13 protein-coding genes are annotated in these 18,454 nt (G+C 71.8%); 11 read left to right on the top strand and 2 right to left on the bottom strand.

Annotation, left to right across the window (positions count from 1 at the left end; translation table 11 throughout):
- The first annotated feature begins 1 nt into the window (after position 1).
- From ACIO5D_RS31950 to ACIO5D_RS31900, 11 genes are all read left to right on the top strand, one after another.
- Complete coding sequence (locus ACIO5D_RS31950) at positions 2 to 1,045, top strand: anthranilate phosphoribosyltransferase (protein WP_400799415.1); 1,044 nt, start codon at positions 2 to 4, stop codon at positions 1,043 to 1,045.
- Positions 1,042 to 1,845 carry a tryptophan synthase subunit alpha gene (trpA, locus tag ACIO5D_RS31945; RefSeq protein WP_400799412.1) on the top strand — a complete coding sequence of 268 codons (804 nt, stop codon included), beginning with the start codon at positions 1,042 to 1,044 and terminating at the stop codon, positions 1,843 to 1,845. Before ACIO5D_RS31950 ends, trpA begins: the two co-directional genes overlap by 4 nt.
- 12 nt (positions 1,846 to 1,857) lie before the next feature.
- The gene (locus ACIO5D_RS31940; protein WP_363609465.1) at positions 1,858 to 2,232 is read left to right on the top strand and encodes an ectoine synthase; all 375 of its coding nucleotides are present in this window, start codon (positions 1,858 to 1,860) and stop codon (positions 2,230 to 2,232) included.
- 12 nt (positions 2,233 to 2,244) lie between these two features.
- Complete coding sequence (locus ACIO5D_RS31935) at positions 2,245 to 3,384, top strand: acyl-CoA dehydrogenase family protein (protein ID WP_400799409.1); 1,140 nt, start codon at positions 2,245 to 2,247, stop codon at positions 3,382 to 3,384.
- Positions 3,385 to 3,390: 6 nt separating this feature from the next.
- A complete protein-coding gene (locus tag ACIO5D_RS31930; RefSeq protein ID WP_363609469.1) occupies positions 3,391 to 4,074 on the top strand; it encodes an N-(5'-phosphoribosyl)anthranilate isomerase in 684 nt (227 codons plus the stop codon).
- On the top strand, positions 4,071 to 4,835 hold the full coding sequence (locus tag ACIO5D_RS31925; RefSeq protein WP_400799407.1) for an indole-3-glycerol-phosphate synthase: 765 nt from the start codon (positions 4,071 to 4,073) through the stop codon (positions 4,833 to 4,835). Before ACIO5D_RS31930 ends, ACIO5D_RS31925 begins: the two co-directional genes overlap by 4 nt.
- A gap of 4 nt (positions 4,836 to 4,839) precedes the next feature.
- Complete coding sequence (locus ACIO5D_RS31920; RefSeq protein WP_400659250.1) at positions 4,840 to 5,049, top strand: MbtH family protein; 210 nt, start codon at positions 4,840 to 4,842, stop codon at positions 5,047 to 5,049.
- A gap of 44 nt (positions 5,050 to 5,093) precedes the next feature.
- A complete protein-coding gene (locus ACIO5D_RS31915) occupies positions 5,094 to 6,224 on the top strand; it encodes a Glu/Leu/Phe/Val dehydrogenase dimerization domain-containing protein (RefSeq protein ID WP_400799405.1) in 1,131 nt (376 codons plus the stop codon).
- Between the two features lie 555 nt (positions 6,225 to 6,779).
- On the top strand, positions 6,780 to 14,255 hold the full coding sequence (locus tag ACIO5D_RS31910) for an amino acid adenylation domain-containing protein (RefSeq protein ID WP_400799403.1): 7,476 nt from the start codon (positions 6,780 to 6,782) through the stop codon (positions 14,253 to 14,255).
- A 1-nt stretch (position 14,256) separates the two neighbouring features.
- Positions 14,257 to 15,438 carry an FAD-dependent monooxygenase gene (locus tag ACIO5D_RS31905; RefSeq protein WP_363609479.1) on the top strand — a complete coding sequence of 394 codons (1,182 nt, stop codon included), beginning with the start codon at positions 14,257 to 14,259 and terminating at the stop codon, positions 15,436 to 15,438.
- Positions 15,435 to 15,857: a nuclear transport factor 2 family protein gene (locus tag ACIO5D_RS31900; RefSeq protein ID WP_363609481.1), complete on the top strand. Its 423-nt coding sequence runs from the start codon at positions 15,435 to 15,437 to the stop codon at positions 15,855 to 15,857. Before ACIO5D_RS31905 ends, ACIO5D_RS31900 begins: the two co-directional genes overlap by 4 nt.
- Positions 15,858 to 15,974: 117 nt before the next feature.
- Here ACIO5D_RS31900 and ACIO5D_RS31895 read toward each other — a convergent pair whose 3' ends face one another.
- Together ACIO5D_RS31895 and ACIO5D_RS31890 are read right to left on the bottom strand one after the other, a co-directional pair.
- Complete coding sequence (locus ACIO5D_RS31895) at positions 15,975 to 17,357, bottom strand: NDP-hexose 2,3-dehydratase family protein (protein WP_400799401.1); 1,383 nt, start codon at positions 17,355 to 17,357, stop codon at positions 15,975 to 15,977.
- Positions 17,351 to 18,337, bottom strand: coding sequence for an aldo/keto reductase (locus ACIO5D_RS31890; RefSeq protein ID WP_363609485.1), 987 nt, complete (start codon positions 18,335 to 18,337; stop codon positions 17,351 to 17,353). Before ACIO5D_RS31890 ends, ACIO5D_RS31895 begins: the two co-directional genes overlap by 7 nt.
- Positions 18,338 to 18,454 lie beyond the last annotated feature (117 nt).

Raw genomic sequence — 18,454 nt, 5'->3', positions numbered from 1 at the left:
CGTGCACGAGGTGCTGCGTGCGCTGATCGGCCGCGACCGCCCCGTCGATCAGGAGATGTGGCGGTCCTTCTGGGACCAGTTGCGGGACGGCGCTCTCCGGCCCGGCGAGACGGTGGCCCTGCTGACCTCGCTGTCCACCCGGATGCCTGATCAGGACACGCTGATCGGGATGCTCCGCTCGCTCGACGAGCGCCGGCCGGCGGTCGCCGCCCGGCTGGACAACACGGCCAACATCGTCGGCACCGGAGGCGGGCCGGCCACGTTCAACATCTCCACGGCGGCGGCGTTCGTCGCCGCCGTCCTGGGTGTCCGCATCGTCAAGACCGGATCCCGCGCCTATGCGAGCACCTGCGGCTCCTTCGATCTGCTCGACCGTCTCGGCATCGGGCTGACCGCCTCGTACGAGCAGACCGATGCCATGCTGGAGCGCTTCGGCATCGCCTTCCCGGGGCACTTCGTGTACCCGCGCGAGGTGGCGGCGCTGGCCAGGAGCATCGTGCCGATGGATCTGCGGATGATCGGCGGCTTCATCAACGCGGTCGGCCCCTTCCTGGCCGCGATGCCGGTCTCCTCCCAGCTCGTGGGCGTCTCGGACCATTCGCTGCTGCCGGCTCTGCGGCAGGTCGCCGCGACCGTTGCCGACCGGAGGATCTGGCTGTGCTCGAACGGGCTGGGAATCGACGAGCTGGTCAGCTCCGTCGACAACGTCATCCACACCAATGACGGCACCGGCGAGATCCGTCTGCGAGCCGACGCTCCCGGTCCGGCCTCCGGCGGGATCGCCGAACTGCGGCTGGTCAGCGGCAGGGCAGAGGTGGTTGACCACTTCCTCGGCGTGCTGTCCGGAAGCGGTCCGGGGCTCGCGACGCGGACCGTCGCGCTGAACGCCGCCGCACTGGCCGTCGCGAGCGGGCTGATCGGCGAGTGGACGGAGGCGGTCAAGGCGGCCGAAGACGTACTGCGCGGCGGCGCCGCACGCGACCTCGTCCATCGCCTGCGCGCGCGGCCGGTGCGCAGGGCGGCGGACGGGGGAGGTGCGCGGTGAGCGGGTTCTTCGCGCGCCGACCGCCGGACCGGCCCGGCCTGGCGGTGTTCCTCAACGCCGGAGACCCGCCACTGCCCGTACTGGCCGACCTCATGCGGATGCTCGACGACCGCCGGGTGGACTGCCTGGAACTGGCGGTGCCCTTTCCCGACTCCGTCACCGACGGAGCGGTCATCCGCCGGTCGGCGCGACGGGCACTGGCAGGCGGTGCCGGACTCGACGAGGTGCTCGACTTCCTCGGCGGGATCCAGCCCCGGCTGCGCCACCTGCGGGTGGCACTGCTGGCCGACTGGAGCCACACGGTCAGACCCCTGTCCATGCCCGGCTTCGTCCGCCGGGTCGCCGACTCGGGTGCCGACGGGCTGCTGGTCCATGGCCTGCCGCCGCGGCTGCGGGCGAGCTGTCTCGAAGCGGTGCGGGAGGCCGGGCTGCCCCTGGTCGCCACCTGCTACGCCACGTCGGCGGCCGAGGTGAAGGCCGAGGCCGCCGAATGCGCCTCCGCGTATCTGTATCTGGTGGCCCACTACGGCCGCAGCGGCGGCACACTCACCACCGGTCACCAGGAACTGGCCACCGCACTGTCGGTGTTGCGCAAAGCGGCCACCGTGCCGATCGCCGTCGGATTCGGGGTCCGCTCAGGGGCCGACATCGCCGTGCTGCACGGCCTCGGTGCCGACGCCGCGGTCGTGGGCAGCGCCGGGGTCGCCCGCGTCGAGCACGCCCTCGCCGAACGGGCCGACGTGGTCGAGGAGTTCCAGGCCTTTCTGCACACCCTTTCACCCTGTTCAGCAAGCTGGTAGGAGGTACACCCGATGATTGTCCGACGCCTTGACGAGGTGACGACCGTGGACTGGGGCAACGGGCTCAGCCGCAGGTTCCTTCTCGAATCCGACGGCATGGGCTACTCGATGACGGACACCACTGTGCGCGCCGGGACCAAGTCGAGGCTGGAGTACCGGCGTCACCTGGAAGCCTGCTACTGCATCAAGGGAACGGGAGAGGTGGTGGATTCCGCCGGCACCTCCCACCCGATCGAACCGGGCACGTTCTACGCGCTCGACCAGCATGACGCCCACTTCCTGATCGCCGGCCAGGAGGAGGACCTCCGCCTGGTGTGCGTGTTCTCGCCCGCGCTGCGCGGAGGCGAACGGCACAGCCTGGACTCGGCCGATTTCTCCCAGTACTGACAGGGCTGACACGTGATCGGATGGAACGCCGACCAGACCGCCCTGCGCCAGGGGCTCGGCCGCTGGTGCGAAGAGCTCAGCGCGGGCCACCTCGAACGGGACGCGGAAGGCGTGTTTCCGCGGGACGAGTGGAAGCTGGTCCAGGGGTCCGGAATCCTGGGTCTGCCGTTCGACGAGCAGTGGGGCGGGCTCGGCCAGGATCTGCTCACCACCATGTACGTGCTCGAAGAGCTCGGCGCGAAGTGCCGTGACGGCGGACTGAATTTCTCGGTCGCCACCCATATGGTCAGTACGGGCGTTCCACTGCAACGGTTCGGGTCGCGGGAGCTCAAGGAGCGCTACCTGCCCGGGATCTGTTCGGGGGACACGATCGGGGCGCACGCGATCAGCGAGACCGAGAGCGGCTCCGACGCGCTGGCCATGAGGACCACGGCGACCCGCGAGAACGACGGCTTCGTGCTGCGGGGCGGCAAGTCCTTCGTCAGCAACGGCCCGGTGGCCGACGTGTTCGTGGTCTACGCCCGCACCCACCCGGACGGCGGGCCACTCGGCATCACCTCCTTCCTCGTGGAGCGGGACACCCCTGGGCTGGTCGTCGGGGCACCCGTCGGCAAGATGGGGCTGCGAACCTCGCCGCTGGGCGAGCTGCACTTCGACGACTGCAGAATCCCCGCGTCCGCCGTGATCGGCCGCGTCGGCTCCGGGTTCCTGATCCTGGACCACGTGATGAAGTGGGAGATCCTCTGCTCCTTCGTCATCACCACCGGACAGATGCGGTACCGGCTCGACCGCTGCGTCGAATACGCCAAGGAACGAGTCCAGTTCGGCCGGCCGATCGGCTCGTACCAGTCGATCTCCAACAAGATCGTGGACATGAGGATCGGCTTGGACACCGCGCGGAAATGGCTCTACGACACGGCGGTCCGGCTGACGGACGGCGAGAACGTCACGACGGACATCGCCGTCAGCAAGCTGCTCGCCAGTGAGAGCAACCTCGCCTCCGCGCTGGCGGCCGTGCAGATCTTCGGCGGCAGCGGGTACCTGACCGAGTACGGCCTGGAGAAGGACGTGCGTGACGCGGTGGCCGGCCCGATCTACTCGGGTACTTCGGAGATCCAGCGCAACCGCATCGCGGCGATGATGGGGCTGTGACGCCTGATGCTGGTCAAGATATGCGGAGCCACCTCGGCGCGGGACGTGGAGGTGCTCGACACCGCCGGAGCCGATCTCGTCGGCCTGTGGCACGGCATCCCCGGGGGCCGGGCGGAGCTGTCGGCCGCTGAGCTGTCGGTACTGGCCGCGGCCGCGCACCGCACGGCCCGGCTGCGGCCGGTACTCGTCACCTTCCTCAACGACGCCGGGGCACTGCGCGAGGCGGCGGCCGGTGCACGGGTGCGGTGCGTCCAACTGCACGGCTACCAGTCGCCGGGCATGGTCCGCGCGCTGAAGAGCGCCGCGGATCTCGACGTGATCAAGGTATTGCACGTAGGCGCGGACACCCGCGCGGAGCGGTCCCTGATCGCGGCGTACGAGCGGGCCGGAACGGACCTCTTCCTGCTGGACGCGGTCGCCGAGGACGGCCGGATCGGCAGTACCGGGCGGCAGGTGGACCGCGGGGCCGTCCTTGAGATCGCGGACCGCATCTCGCGACCGTTCCTGCTCGCCGGCGGCATCTCGGCCGGCAACCGGGAGGGCTACCGGGCCGTGGTGGAACACCCCCTGTTCCTGGGGATCGACGTGGACACCGCGGCCAGAGACCCCGCCGGACGGCTGCGGGCCGACCGGGTCACGGCGGTGCGGCGGGGCTGGCGGGCGCCGGACGACACCGGGGCGGCCCCATGACGGCCGGGTTCGCCGAAGCGCTGCTGGACGCCCGCCGACCGGTGATCATGGAACTCAAGCGGCAGGACGCCGACGGCCGCGATCTGTTCGGCGGCAGATCGGTCGCCCGCCTGGTCGCCGACTACCAGGACACCGGCGCGCCGTGCCTCTCCGTGGTGACCGGGCGATGGTTCGGCGGCACCCGGGACCTGCTGCGCGAGGTCGTGGAAGCGACGGATCTCCCCGTGCTGCAGAAGGACTTCCTGACCCGCCGGAGCCAGCTGGTCCAGGCCCGCGAGAGCGGCGCGTCCGCCGTCCTGCTCACCGCCGGGCTGCTGCCGCGGTCCACCCTGGGCCACCTGATCGACGTCAGCCTGCGGCTCCGCCTGACGCCGTTCGTCGAGGTGACCACCGAGGAGGAGATCCGCCGCCTGCCACGCGCCGAGGAGTGCGTGGTCGCGGTGAACAACAAGGACATCGCCACCCGCGAACGCGGCGCGGGCGACCTCGGGCGCAGTACGTCGCTGCTGCCCGCGGTGCTGAGCAGCGGTACCCGGTGCGCGGTGAGCGCCGGTGCCATCCAGCGCCCGGACGACGCCGCCCGGCTGCTCCGGGAGGGCTTCGCCGGTGTGCTCATCGGGACGGGCCTCCTGCGCGCCGCCAGCCTGCCGGGCTGGCTGGACGACTTCGACGCCCGCCGCGGCGCCGGCCGCGAACCGGCCCCACCGGCCCCACCGGCCCGCCGCCCGGCGGACCGTGCAACCACCGACACCTGGAGGTAACGGCATGACCGGCGAAGCACCCGAGCAGTGGAAGGTCGTCGTCAACGACGAGGAGCAGTACTCGATCTGGTCCGCCGACCGCGAGCCGCCGGCGGGCTGGCGCGAGGTCGGTGTGCGCGGTGCGAAGGACGACTGCCTCGCGCACATCGAACGCGTCTGGACCGACATGCGCCCCCGGAGCCTGCGGACCGCTCCGGAAACCGGTGCGCGGTGAACCAGGCACCGTCCCGGCCCGGTGCGCGACGGGTGACCGGGCCCATGCTCTCCACCACGTTGAACATGCCGGGGTGCGAAGCGCGAGGATGGGTCGTCGTCGACTCCATGGTCGACGGGCTGGCCCTGGGGGGCACCAGGATGACCCCGACGGTGACCGAGCGGGAACTCGCCCACCTCGCCAGGGCGATGACCCAGAAGCTGGCGCTGGTCGGCCTCCCCATCGGTGGCGCCAAGGCCGGCATCGCGCCCGTCCCGGGGGCCGCCGTCGAGCGGCGTACGGTGATGCGGGGGTTCGGCCGCGCCGCCGCCCCGCTCCTGCACGGCGGGGTGTACCTGGGCTGTGACCAGGGCACCACCTACGCCGACCGGCAACTGGCCTTCGAGGCCGCCGGATACGACGTCGCCCGCCGGGCCGGCACCACCCGCCTCACCGTCGGCTGGGCCGAACTGTGGGACCACATGGCCGACATCACCGGGTTCGGGGTGGCGGTCGCGGTGCTCGGCGCGCTGCGTGCCTCCGGTGCGCGAACCCCGCAGCGCATCGCGATCCAGGGTTTCGGCACCGTCGGGCGCGCGGTGGCCGGCCACCTGGCCGCCCATGGCCACCGGGTGGTGGCGGTGGCCGACGTACGGGGCACCGTCGAGGATCAGCGCGGACTGCCCGTCGCCGAACTCACCGCGCTCACCAGCGGCGACGGCACGATCGACCGGACGCGGCTGCCCGCGGAGGTCAGGGTCCACGGGCCCGGGCAGGCGTGGCTGCACGTCGACGCCGACGTGCTGGTGCTGGCGGCATCCGCCTTCGCGGTCGACGAGGACGCGGTGCCCGCGGTCCGGGCCCGGATGGTGGTCGAGGGCGGAAACATGAGCTGCACCGCACCGGCCCGCCGGCTGCTGCGCGAGTCCGGTCACACCGTACTGCCGGACGTGGTCGTCAACGTCGGCGGTGCGGCGGCAACCGGCTGTGTGCTCGCCGGACTGGCCCCGTCCGACCTGCCGCTTCCGCAGCTGTCCGAGTGGCTGCGCGGGTGGGTCGCCGACCGGATCGCCAGGAACTGCGAGCTGGTGCAGGAACTGAGCACGTCGGGCAGCGCCGATCCGGTCGCACACCTCCTCGCCTCCCACGGAGCACCGGCCGGCCCCCCTGGACCAGGGGCGCCCGTCGAGCGGTGATCACCGGGAGGGGCCGCCCGCCCGGGGCGGGAACCGGGCGGCCGGCCGGGCCCTGACCCGACCGGCGCAGACCTTCGTCCACGTCCCTCGCGCCCCATTTTTCTCTTGACGGCATTTAGAAAATCTCCATATCATCCCTAGGGGCGGCGATGATTGCATCAGACGGGGAGGGGCGCCTGGCTGCGCCAAATCGCCAAGACCCAGGGGGCGGGGAGGCGTGTGATCACGCTGTTTGAAAGCATTCGTCTGTTCTGACCCTGGTTTCACGCGGGATCATGAATGGTGTTTCCCGCCCGGCGCACGAGGCGGTCGGGCAGCGGTAAAGCGCCCGAAAATCGATCCCGGGTCACACCGGCTGTTTCGGCGATGAATTCGCTCCTTTGCGGCCGCCGTGCGGTGTTCCACCCGTGCCGAGCGTGCCGACCGTCGCCGGTGCTCGCCGCAGGCGGCTTTTCCTTGTCCGGCCGCCGGATCGTCGACCGCCTCGCGACAAACCTTTGCTCACCTGTGTAACGGACCGTGAAGACGTTGACCAACAGGCAGGGGGATGCAGTAATGAGTTCGCAGAGTCCGCCCGAATCGACCGTGCCACCGCCGGAAAACGACGCGCCCACCGAACCCCGCCCACTGACGCCCTATCAACTGGACATCTGGGCCGCCGAGGCCCAGTCGCCGGGCAGCCCGCAATTCGTCACGGCCATGTACCAGAGGTTCACCGGCCGCATGGACCTCGAACTTCTCCGGCTGTGCATGGTTCGCGCGCTGGAGCGCCACGACACCTTCCGGCTGCGTTTCGACGAACGCGAGGGCGTCCCCTTACAGTGGCTGGCCGATCACCCCGGCACGGAGCCCGGGGAATCCGTCGTCCGATTGATCGACTTCGCCCGGGAACCCGATCCGGCCGCGGCGTGCCGCGCCTGGCGCGAGACCGCGAGAGCCACTCCGTTCCCGTTGTTCGACCGCCCGCTCTTCGAAGCGGCGGTGCTCCGCGAGAGCGACAGCGTCCAGTACCTCCACATCACGTTCCACCATCTCCTCGTCGACGGCTGGGCCGCCGACCGTCTCCGCAACGAGATCCTGAAGGACTACGCCCGGCGCGGCAGGGGAGAGCGGCCCCCGACCCCCGGACCGGCACCGTCCGTCCTGGCCGTGGCCCGGGAACGCGCCGCGTACTTCTCCTCCCCGGACCACGAGAAGGACCACTCCTTCCACCTCGCCGCACTCTCCGGCATGGAGCCGGCCTTCTTCCCCCGCCGACCGGATGCGACCACCCAGGCCCCGGCTCCGGCGCGCGGTGGGCCCGGAACGCCGGTCCGTCCCGGCTTCGGCCAGCACTCGTTCACCGTCGAGGCCCACCTCGTCGAGCGCATGAAGAAGCAGGGCGGCTCGCCTTTCACCTGGCTGCTGGCCGCACTCGGCGTCTACCTGGCCCGGGTCCACCGGACCGATCACGCGGTGGTCGGGGTGCCGCTGCTGAACCGCCGGACCAGGGACGAACTGGCGGTGGTCACGCTGTACGCCACCACGCACGCGCTGCGGATCGACGTACCGGAAGACAAGGCACTCGCCGACATCGTCGCCGACGTGCAGGAATCGATCGCGGCGCTGCAGGAGCACCAGCGGCTGCCGGCCGGTGAGGCCCTACGGGGGCTCACCGCCGCCACCGGGACCCGTGAACGCAGGCTCTTCGACGTCACGTTCTCGTACCTGCCGCTGAAGCAGCTGACCCGGCTGGACGGCGTCGACATCGCGCCGGCCCGGCACTTCGCGCCGCCGCACGACCGGGAGGCGCTCTCCGTCAACGTCACGGTCTTCCCCGGTACGACGGATCTGACCATCGACCTGAACCATGCCCTGGACGTGTTCGACGCGGACCTCCCCATCGCCTCGGTGGCCGGGCATCTCACCGAACTCCTCACCCAGGGGCTCGAAAAGCCGGAACGCCCCGCCCGGGAACTGGGGGTGCTCACCGACTCCGAGCAGGAGACGATGCTGCGCCTCGCCCGTGGTCCGCGGGTGCCGTACGCCGCCGGGAAGGCCCTGCACGGCCTGTTCGAGGAGCGGGCCGCGCGGGTGCCCGACCAGCCCGCGGTGTTCGCGGCGGACGGCGGCGTGCTCACCTACGCCGGGCTCGATGCCCGCGCCAACCAGGTCGCCCGCGCGCTGAGAGCCCGCGGTGTCGGCCCGGACGACCGGGTGGCCGTCCTCATGGAGCGGAGCCCCCGTCAACTGGCCGCCGTGCTGGGCGTGCTCAAGTCCGGTGGCGCCTATGTTCCCGTCGACCCCGGATACCCCGCCCAGCGGGTCGCCTTCGTGCTGGCGGACAGCGGGGCGAAGGTCGTGCTGGTCGACGCGGACGCGGACCTCCCGGCGACGGACGCCCCCGTGCTCCGGACCGACGACCTTCTGCACGGTCCGGAGGGCCCCCTGGAGCCGGTCGGCGACGGCCGCGCTCTCGCGTACGTCATCTACACCTCCGGCTCGACCGGGCAGCCGAAGGGCGTGATGGTCGAACACCACTCCGTGGTGAACCGGCTCGCCTGGATGCAGCGGGCCTACCCGATCGGGACCGACGACGTTCTGCTGCAGAAGACACCCGCCTCCTTCGACGTATCGGTGTGGGAACTCTTCTGGTGGGGCATCGAGGGCGCGGGGGTCGCCCTCCTGCCGCCGGGCGACGAGAAGGACCCCCGGCAGATCCTGCGGAGCGTCGCGGACCGCAACGTCAGCGTGCTGCACTTCGTGCCGTCCATGCTGGGCCCCTTCCTCGACCTGCTGGAGGAGAACCCCGGCCTCCGCGGCGGCGCCCGGACGCTGCGCCGGGTCTTCTGCAGCGGCGAGGCGCTGCCTCCGGCGCGGGTCGAGCAGTTCCACCGGGTCTTCGGCGCCGGCGGGGAGACGGGCGAACCGCCCGTACTCGTCAACCTGTACGGCCCGACGGAGGCCACCGTCGACGTCTCGGTGTACGAGTGCCCCGGAGGAGCGGCCGGGCCCGTCACCAGGGTCCCGATCGGGCGCCCCATCGACAACACCGACCTGTATGTCATGGCTCCCAACGGGACGCCGCAACCGGTCGGTGTCCCGGGCGAACTGTGGATCGGCGGTGTCGGGCTCGCCCGCGGCTACCTCGGCCGCCCGGAACTGACCCGGGAGAAGTTCCGCACCGAGCCGCTCGTGCCCGGCGGCCGGCTGTACCGTACGGGCGATCTCGCCCGCCGGCTCGCCGACGGCAACCTCGAATATCTCGGCCGCGTGGACGACCAGGTCAAGATCCGTGGCAACCGGGTCGAACTCGGCGAGGTCCAGGACGCCCTCTCGCGGCTTCCGGGCGTGCGTGACGCCGTCGTCGTGCACCGCACCCGCCCGGACGGGGGGGCCTTCCTGGCCGGGTACTACGTCGCCGGCGATCCCGCCCCCGACCCGGCGGGACTCCGTGAGCAACTGGCCGGGATCCTGCCGCAGTTCATGCTCCCGGCCCGGCTCGTCCCGCTCGACCGGATTCCGCTGACCCCGAACGGCAAGGCCGACCGGAACCGGCTCCCCGACCCGGAGCCGGGCTCCGACCGGCGGGAGGACGACCCCTCCCGCCGTACCGAGGCCGAGGCCGTCCTCGCCGGGATCTGGGCCGAGGTGCTCGGCACGGGGCCCATCTCCGTCCACGACGACTACTACGCCCTCGGCGGCGACTCGATCCTGATGATCCGCATCCGGGCGCTGGCCGAGCGGCGCGGCATCCACTTCGCGCTCAACGACCTCGTCTGGCATCCGACGGTGGCGGCACTCGCCGCCCGCGCCACCACGGTCGCCGACACCGGGGCCGACACCGAACCGGCTCCGTTCGAACTCGTGTCGCGGGTGGACCGGGCGCGGCTGGAGGGCGCCGTCGACGCCTTCCCGCTCACCCGGCTGCAGCTCGGCCTCGTCTACCACAGCCGCCAGTACGAGGACTCCGCCGTCTACCACGACGTGTTCCAGTACCGCCTGGCGATGGCGTGGGACGAGGACCGCTTCCGGCAGGCCTTCGACCGTCTGGTCGCACGGCACCCCGCGCTCCGCTCCTCCTTCGACCTCGGCGGCTGCGCGGAACCGATGCAGGTCGTGCACCCGGGCATCACCGGTGGCCTGGAGACCGTCGACCTGCGGGGGCTCCGGCCCGACGAGGCCGACGCGGCCGTCCGGGAGCATGTCGAGCAACGCCGGTTCCACCGGTACCGGTTCGAGAAGGCACCGCTGTACCTCTTCCGGGCCCACGTCCGCGAGAGCGGTGTCGACCTGGTCCTCAGCTTCCACCACGCCCTGCTGGACGGCGGCAGTGTCGCGGGCCTCCTGAGCGAGCTCCTGCGGGACTACCTGCACTCCGCCGGGGCGGACATCGGCCCCGTCCCGCCCGGTCCGCACCCGAGCCCGGCCCACCACGTACGGGCCGAGCGCGCGGCGCTCGCGGACCGGGACGCGCGGGACCACTGGGCGGGCGTGCTCGCCGGCACCAAGGCCCTGCGGCTCGACGGCTTCGCCTCGGCCGAGCCGCCCCGCGGTGGCCGGGCGGTCGTGCACCACGCCGTGCTCCCGGCCGAACTGGCCGAGCGGGTACGCGCGTTCTCCCGCCGGCATGCCGTACCCGTGAAGTCGGTCCTCTTCGCCGCGTACTGCCAGTCGCTGCAGGTGTTCTCCCCACGCGACGGGGACCTCGCCGTCGGGCTGATCACCCACGGCCGGCCGGAGCGGGACGGCGCGGACCGCATGAGCGGGCTCTTCCTGAACACCGTCCCCGTACGGCTGGAGGGCCGTGACCGTCCCGCCCCGGGCAGCCGGCTCGAAGCCGTGCGGGCACTGTTCCACCAGGAACGCTCCGGCCACGCCCATCAGCACTATCCGCTGAGCGCGATGCAGGAGGACCTCGGCGGCGCCACCGTGCTCCACACCGCCTTCAACTACGTCCACTTCCACGTGCTCTCCGACGTGCTGCGGCTGCCCGAGGTCCGGCTGGAGTCCTTCCTGGCCTGGGAGGAGACCAACTTCCAGCTGCTGGTCAACGCCTTCACGGACCCGGTCGACGGCCGCCTCGGGCTGCGGGTCGACGGCGACGGCCGCACGTTCACCCCGGCGCAGGCGGAGCTCTTCGCCGACACGTACGCGGACGTGCTCCACCGCATCGTCACGCATCCGGACGAGGCCCCCGGGCACGACTTCCTGCCCGCCGCGCCCTCCCGGGCGGGCCGCGGCACCGCCGCGCCGGCCGACGTCGTGGGGCTCTTCGGCCGGAAGGCCGCCGAGACCCCGGACGCCGTCGCCGTCATGGCCGGCAGCGGCGGGGAGCGCCGGCAGTGGACCTACCGGGAGCTGGACGGGGCCGCGGAGCGGGTGGCCGGGCGGCTGCTCGCGACCGGCGTCCGGCCCGGTGCCCGGATCGGGATCGCCATGGACCGGTCGCCGGAGGCGATCGCCGTGATCCTCGGTGTCGCCAGGGCCGGTGCCGCGAGCGTCCCGCTGGACACGAGCTATCCGCGGGCCCGGCTCGCCACCATGCTGGAGCAGGCCCGGCCCTTCCGGGTGATCGCGGAGCACTCCCGTGCCCACCTCGTCGCCGACCCCGGCCTGGTCCTCCCGGCGGAGTCGCTCTTCTCCGACCGGCCCGCGCCCGAGCAGGAAGCGCCCGACCAGCCCGTGCCCGCCGTTCTGCCGCCGGGCCCCCTCGATCCCGACAGCCTCGCGTACATCCTGTTCACCTCCGGCTCCACGGGCCGGCCCAAGGGCGTCGCCATGCCGCACCGCTCCCTGGCGAACCTGATCGACTGGCAGACCCGGCAGGCCGGCGGTGCCGTCGGCGGCGTCACGGCGCAGTACGCGCCGCTCAGCTTCGACGTCTCCTTCCAGGAGATCTACTCCACCCTCTGTTCCGGCGGCACCCTGCGGGTGGTCTCCGAGTCCGAGCGCCGGGACATGGCCGCCCTGTCGCGGCTGCTCGACGCGGACGGGGTGGAACGGATCTTCCTGCCGTACGTCGCCCTCCAGCAACTCGCCGAGGCATCGGTCGCCCACGGGCTCGCCCCGCGCCGGCTCCGCGTGGTGATCTCCTCCGGCGAGCAGCTGAGGGTGACCGACGCGATCCGCCGGTTCCTCGGCACCCTGCCCGGAGCGCTCCTGGAGAACCAGTACGGTCCGACCGAGTCGCACGTGGTGACCAGCCACACCATGACGGGCGATCCGGCCGGGTTCCCCGCGCTCGCTCCGATCGGCAGCCCCATCGACGGCGCCGAGGTCCGGGTACTGGACGGGCGGGGGCGCCCCGTGCCGGTCGGCGTGCAGGGCGAAATCCACATCTCCGGCGTCTGTCTCGCGGACGGCTACCTCGGCGACCCGGAGCTGACCGCCGAACGCTTCGCCGCCCTCCCCCCGGACACCGACACCGACACCGGCACCGGCACCACGCACCGGATCGCGTACCGCACCGGTGACCTGGGCTTCGTCCTCCCCGGTGGGGCCATCGTCTGCGCGGGGCGTTCCGACGCCCAGGTCAAGGTGCGCGGCTACCGCGTCGAACCCGCCGAGACCGAACTGGCCATCGGCCGCGTCGCGGCCCGGCACCCGGCCGTCAGCGTCCAGGAGGCCGCGGTGGTGGCCAGGGAGCAGGCGGCCGGGGAGATGTCGCTCGTCGCCTTCCTGGTCGGCTCCGCCGACCGGACCGACCTGCGCGGGCTGCGGGAGGAACTGCACACGACGCTGCCGCCGTACATGGTCCCGACGCACTTCGAGTGGCTGCCCCGCATGCCGCTGACCCCGAGCGGCAAACGCGACGACCAGGCGCTGCGCACCCTGCCCCTCACCCGGCCCGTACCGCGGGACACGACGCCACCCCGCGACGCGCTGGAACGCGCCCTCGCGGCCGTGATCGGCGAACTGCTCGGCGTCGGGGGGATCGGGGTCGACGATTCCATCTTCGAGCTGGGCGCCACCTCCATCACCACGATGCGGCTCGTCGTCCTGATCGAGCAGCGGTACGGGGTCACCGTCCCCATCTCCGCGTTCGTCGCCGCACCCACCGTGGCCGCCCTGGCGGAGCTGCTGCGGTCCGGTGCCACCGCACCGCGCTTCGAGCCGCTCGTACCGATCCGCCCGGCCGGTACCAGGCGGCCGCTGTTCCTCGTCCACCCCATGGGCGGCAACGTGCTGTGTTACATCCCCTTCGCCCGGCACCTGCCCGAGGACCAGCCGCTGTACGCGTTCCAGGCCGCCGGCGGCGATGTGGGCACCACACCGCTGAACTCGATACCCGGCATCGCCGCGGGCTACATCGCCGCCATGCGGCGGGTCCAGCCGGAAGGCCCGTACACCCTCGGCGGCTGGTCCTTCGGCGGCTTCGTCGCCTTCGAGATGGCCCGGCAGCTCCGGGCGGCGGGGGAGGAGGTCGGCAAGGTCATCCTGCTGGACACCGTCGCGCTCGGCCCGGAATCCCGGCGCGTGGCGTACTCCGACGACGCGCTCCTCGGGTGGTTCTTCTGGGAACTGCTGCTGCTGGGGCGCGGCGGCGACGCCCCGAAGGTGGACGTCCCCGAAGAACTCACCACTCTCGAAGAGAAGTTCACGTTCATCGCCGGATTCGCCGCCGACCTGGGGGTGCTGCCCGCGGACAGCAACGGGGCCCTGGTGCGCCGGCTGTTCGAGATGTACGCGGCGCACTGGCGGTCCACGCTCACGTACCAGCCCGATGCCGCGTCCGTCGACATCACCGTGCTCCGGGCGACCGAGCCGCTGCCGCAGGTGCTCCTGCCGATGCACAGCACGGCGGGCACCCGGTACGAGGACCCGGCCAACGGCTGGCACTCCATGACCGGCGGGGTGGTGGAGGTCGTCGCGGTGCCCGGCGACCACCTCACGCTGATGGAGGAGCCGCATGTGTGCGAGGTGGCCGGGATCGTGGCCGCGCTGGCCCGGGCGGGCACCTCCGACCCCGTTCCGCCGGCCTCTGCTCCGCCGGGCTCTGCTCCGTCGAGCCCCGTTCCGCCAAGCCCTTCCGTATCCGAAGGAGAGTGACATGACACAGCACACGAGACGCCGCAAGGCTCTTGTCATCGGGGCGGGGATCGGTGGCCTCACGGCCGCCGTCACCCTGCGCCGCGTCGGCATCGAGGCCGTGGTGTACGAACGCGCACACGAGATACGACCGGCCGGGTTCGGCATCTCCGTGATGACCAACGCGCTGGCCGCGCTGCGTGCCCTGGACATCGACCTCGGCCTGGAGAAACGAGGCGGGATCCTGCTGCGCAGCGATCTCCTGGACAGCCGGGGCCGGCTGCTGCGGTCCCTGCCGTTCAAGGACGCCTGCGACCGGATCGGCGCCCCGAGCGTCGCCATGTACCGGGGCGACCTGCAGGCGGCGCTGCTCGACGCGCTCGGCGACTGCCCGATCGAGGTGGGCGCGACCGCCACGGAGTACGAGGTGACCGAGGACGGCGTCCGGGTCCGCTTCGAGGACGGGCGGGAGGACACCGGGGACATCCTCATCGGGGCCGACGGCATCAACTCGGCGATCCGCCGCCAGCGCACGGGTGCCGGAGCGCCCACCGACGGCGGCTTCATCTGCTGGCTGGCGGTGACCCCGTTCGAGCACCCGAAGTTCACCCAGGGTCTCAACGCCCACTACTGGGGTCTCGGCCGCCGCTTCGGCCTCCACGACGTGGGCCACGGCCGGGTCTACTGGTGGGGAACGGCCAACATGTCCGCGGAATCCGCCCGCAGCTGGAACGGGGACAAGGAACAGATCGTCCGGGCCTTCGCCGGCTGGGCCGACGAGGTGCGCGAGGCGATCCGGGTCACCCCCGCCGAGACCATCGTCGGCGTACCGGCCCAGGACCGTCCGTTCCTGGAGCAGTGGGGCGAGGGACCGGTGACCCTGCTGGGGGACGCGGCGCACCCGATGCTGACCAGCCTCGGCCAGGGCGGCAGCAGTGCGATGGAGGACGCCGTGGTGCTGGCCCAGTGCCTGAGCGCGCTCTCCGACCCGGTGGCCGCGCTGCGCGCCTACGAGGATCTGCGGCGGGAGCGGACCCGGGAAATGGTCGAGGTCTCCCGCCGGCTCGGCGCGGTGGAGCAACTGGACAAGCCCGTGCAGCGGGCGCTGCGCGACGCCTACCTCCGCTTCGCCCCCGTGTCGGTCCTCATGGCCCCCTTCGAGCGCGCCCTCACCCCGAAGCTGTTCACGATCGGAACACAGTGACGAGCCGGCCGGCCGCCCCCGACGCGAAGAGCGTGGTCCTGCGGTACCTCCAGGCACTGCGCGAGAAGGACCTGACCGTGCTGCTGGAGACGCTCTCCCCGGAGACGGTCTTCCACATCCCCGGCACCCACCCGGTGGCGGGGGCCTGGCACGGTCCGGCCGAAGTCATCGAGAGGTTCATGGTGCCCATGGGCGAGCGCTTCGCTCCCGACGCCGACTACTCGGTCGACGTCAAACACGTGATCGCGGAGGGGGACCAGGTCGCGGTCGAGTGCGTCTCGCACTCGACGACCAGGACCGGGGCACCGTACCTCATCCACATCAGCGCGCTCTTCACGGTGGCGGACGGGCGGATCACCGTCATGCGCGAGTTCTTCGACACCCAGTACTTCGCCCGCACCCTGTTCGGCACCGACTGACACCGCGCCGCGGCCCGCCACCCCACCCATGCACGGGCTCGCGTCCCGCGAGCCCTCGGCACAGCACCGGAGAAGGCCCGGGTGGGGCGGCGGGCGGCAGCGGGAGCGGTCCGCCCGCTACCGCAGCGCCGTCGGAGCGTCCACGCTCTGCAGGCAGGCGATCAGCGTACGGGCCTCGATGTTGAGGTAGTGGCTGTGCCGGATCAGCCCGACGAGTTCCGGGACCGGGATCCAGCGGTAGTCGGGGCCGGGATCGGCGTCGCGGAGGCCGGGGTCGGCGTCGACGACGAGATAGCGGTTGCGGGCGTGGTAGAAACGCCCGCCCTCCTCCGAGAGGACCGAGTCGAAGAGCACCCGCTCGGGCGGCGCCCCGGCCACCTGGTCGAGGAGCGGCGGCCGGGCGGCGGCCGGCAGATGGGTGTAGTTCTCGGGCGTGCACTGCACGGTGGGGGCGAGCTCCAGGACGTCGGTGTATCCCGGTTCCACGCGTGCGTGCACGAGCGCCTGCAGGGTGCCGTCGACGCGTCGGGTCAGGAAGGCCGACAGGCCGGTGCCGTGCGGCTCGATCATGGGCTGGGACCAGCTGCGGACCTCGCGGCCGCCGGCCTGGACGTCCACCGCGATGATGCTGAAGAATCCGCCGGTCTCGTGGGAGATGCGGTCCGCCGAACGCTGCCAGTGGAGCACCCTGTTCAGCGGGATGCGCGCGGCGCACGGGTCGTACCGGGTGCGGGCCTCGGTGATCCAGCTGAGCAGGTCGGTGCCGACGGGTACGGCGTGCGGGCCGGCGTCGCCCACACCGCATCCGTGGAACGGGAAGGGCAGACAGGCGAGGACACTGCGCGAGTCCATGTTGACCAGGTCCTCGACGACGAGCAGTTGATGCAGTTGGCTCAGGGTCAGCCAGTGGAACCCGTCCAGGACCTCGATGTCCTCGTCCACTTCGATGATGATGTTGCGGTTGCGCTTGCGGTAGAACCAGCAGCCCTGCTCGGACTGGCGCACGTCGGCGAGGATCCGGTACCGCCCGGGCCGCTGGAAGTACTCGACGTAGGGGACGGCCGCGCCCCGGTGGATCCGGGTGTAGTTGCTGCGGGTGGCCTGCACGGTCGGCGAGAGCTGCAGCCCGTTGCAGTTGCCGGGCTCCATCTTGGCCTGCATGAGGAAGTGCAGCACACCGTCGAACTCCTTGGCTATGACGCCGAGGATGCCGATCTCCGGCTGGTTGAGGATCGGCTGGGTCCACGTCTCGACCGCGCGGCCCGGCATGCTGACGTCCAGGCCTTCGACGCTGAAGAACCGACCGCTGTCGTGGACGAGGTTGCCCGAACCCGGCTCGAAGCCCCATCCGCGCATGGCCGCGAACGGGATGCGCTCGATCCTCGACGCATCGGCCCGGCGGCGCTCGTCGAGCCAGTCGTGGAAGCCGGACAGCGTGACCGTGGAGCTGTCGGCCGCGTGCGCGGAGCGCGCGACGCGGGTCGCGAGGGCATTCACCACGCCCACGCTTCGGGGCCGGGCCCGCCGTTGCCGACGGGCGGGAACAGGGTGTCGATCTCGGCCAGCAGCTCGTCCGTCAGCTTCAGGTCCAGGGCGTTCAGGGCGCTCTCGAGCTGACCGGTGCTGCGCGGGCCGATGACCGGGGCCGTGATCCCGGGCCGGGACATGACCCAGGCCAGGCCCACCTCGGCCGGGTCGGCGTCGATGCCGGCGCACAGCTTCTCGTACGCGGCGACGGCGTCGCGGTGCTTCTCCAGCGCCTCCATCGCCCGCCCCTGCGCGGTCTTGACGGCGGTGCCCTCCTCCAGCTTGCGCAGCGCGCCGCTCAGCAGCCCCCCGTGCAGGGGCGACCAGGCGAGGACGGCCACCCCGTACCGCTGGGCGGCCGGGATGAGTTCCAGCTCCACGTAGCGGGTGACCATGTTGTAGACGGACTGCTCGGACACGATGCCGAGGAAGTTGCGGCGCGCCGCGGCCTCCTGCGCCTCGGCGATGTGCCAGCCGGCGAAGTTGGACGAGCCCACGTACCGGACCTTGCCCTGCTGGGTGAGCATCTCCATCGCCTGCCAGACCTCCTCCCAGGGGGCGTGGCGGTCGATGTGGTGCATCTGGAAGAGGTCGATCCAGTCGGTCCGCAGCCGGCGCAACGAGGCTTCGCAGGAGGCGATGATGTGGCGGGCGGACAGGCCGCCGTCGTTGGGGCGGTCGCTCATCGGGTTGAACACCTTGGTGCCGAGCACGACCTGGTCGCGGCGGCCACCGCCCTGGGCGAACCACTCGCCGAGCAGTTCCTCCGTGAAGCCCTTGTGGACCTGCCAGCCGTACTGGTTGGCGGTGTCGAAGAAGTTGATCCCGCGGGCCAGGCCGCGGTCCATGATCTCGAAACTCTCGTCCCTGGTCGCCCGGACCCCCAGGTTCAGCGTGCCCAGGCAGAGCCGGCTCACCTGGAGGGCCGTGCGACCGAGGTAGGTGTACTCCATCAGTGATTCCTTTACCGTTACTGGTTCTCTGAGGCTGCGGCCGTCCATTGATCAGCGATCGACTGTGCGTGCGGGGGAGACCCGGGCCGGCCTCCGCCTCGCGTGCGCTGCGGAGGC

It is taken from the genome of Kitasatospora sp. NPDC087315 (assembly GCF_044744345.1).
Lineage (GTDB): Bacteria > Actinomycetota > Actinomycetes > Streptomycetales > Streptomycetaceae > Kitasatospora.
The sequence above is the reverse complement of the archived record's forward strand: the minus strand, read 5'-3'. Positions and strand labels throughout refer to the sequence as shown.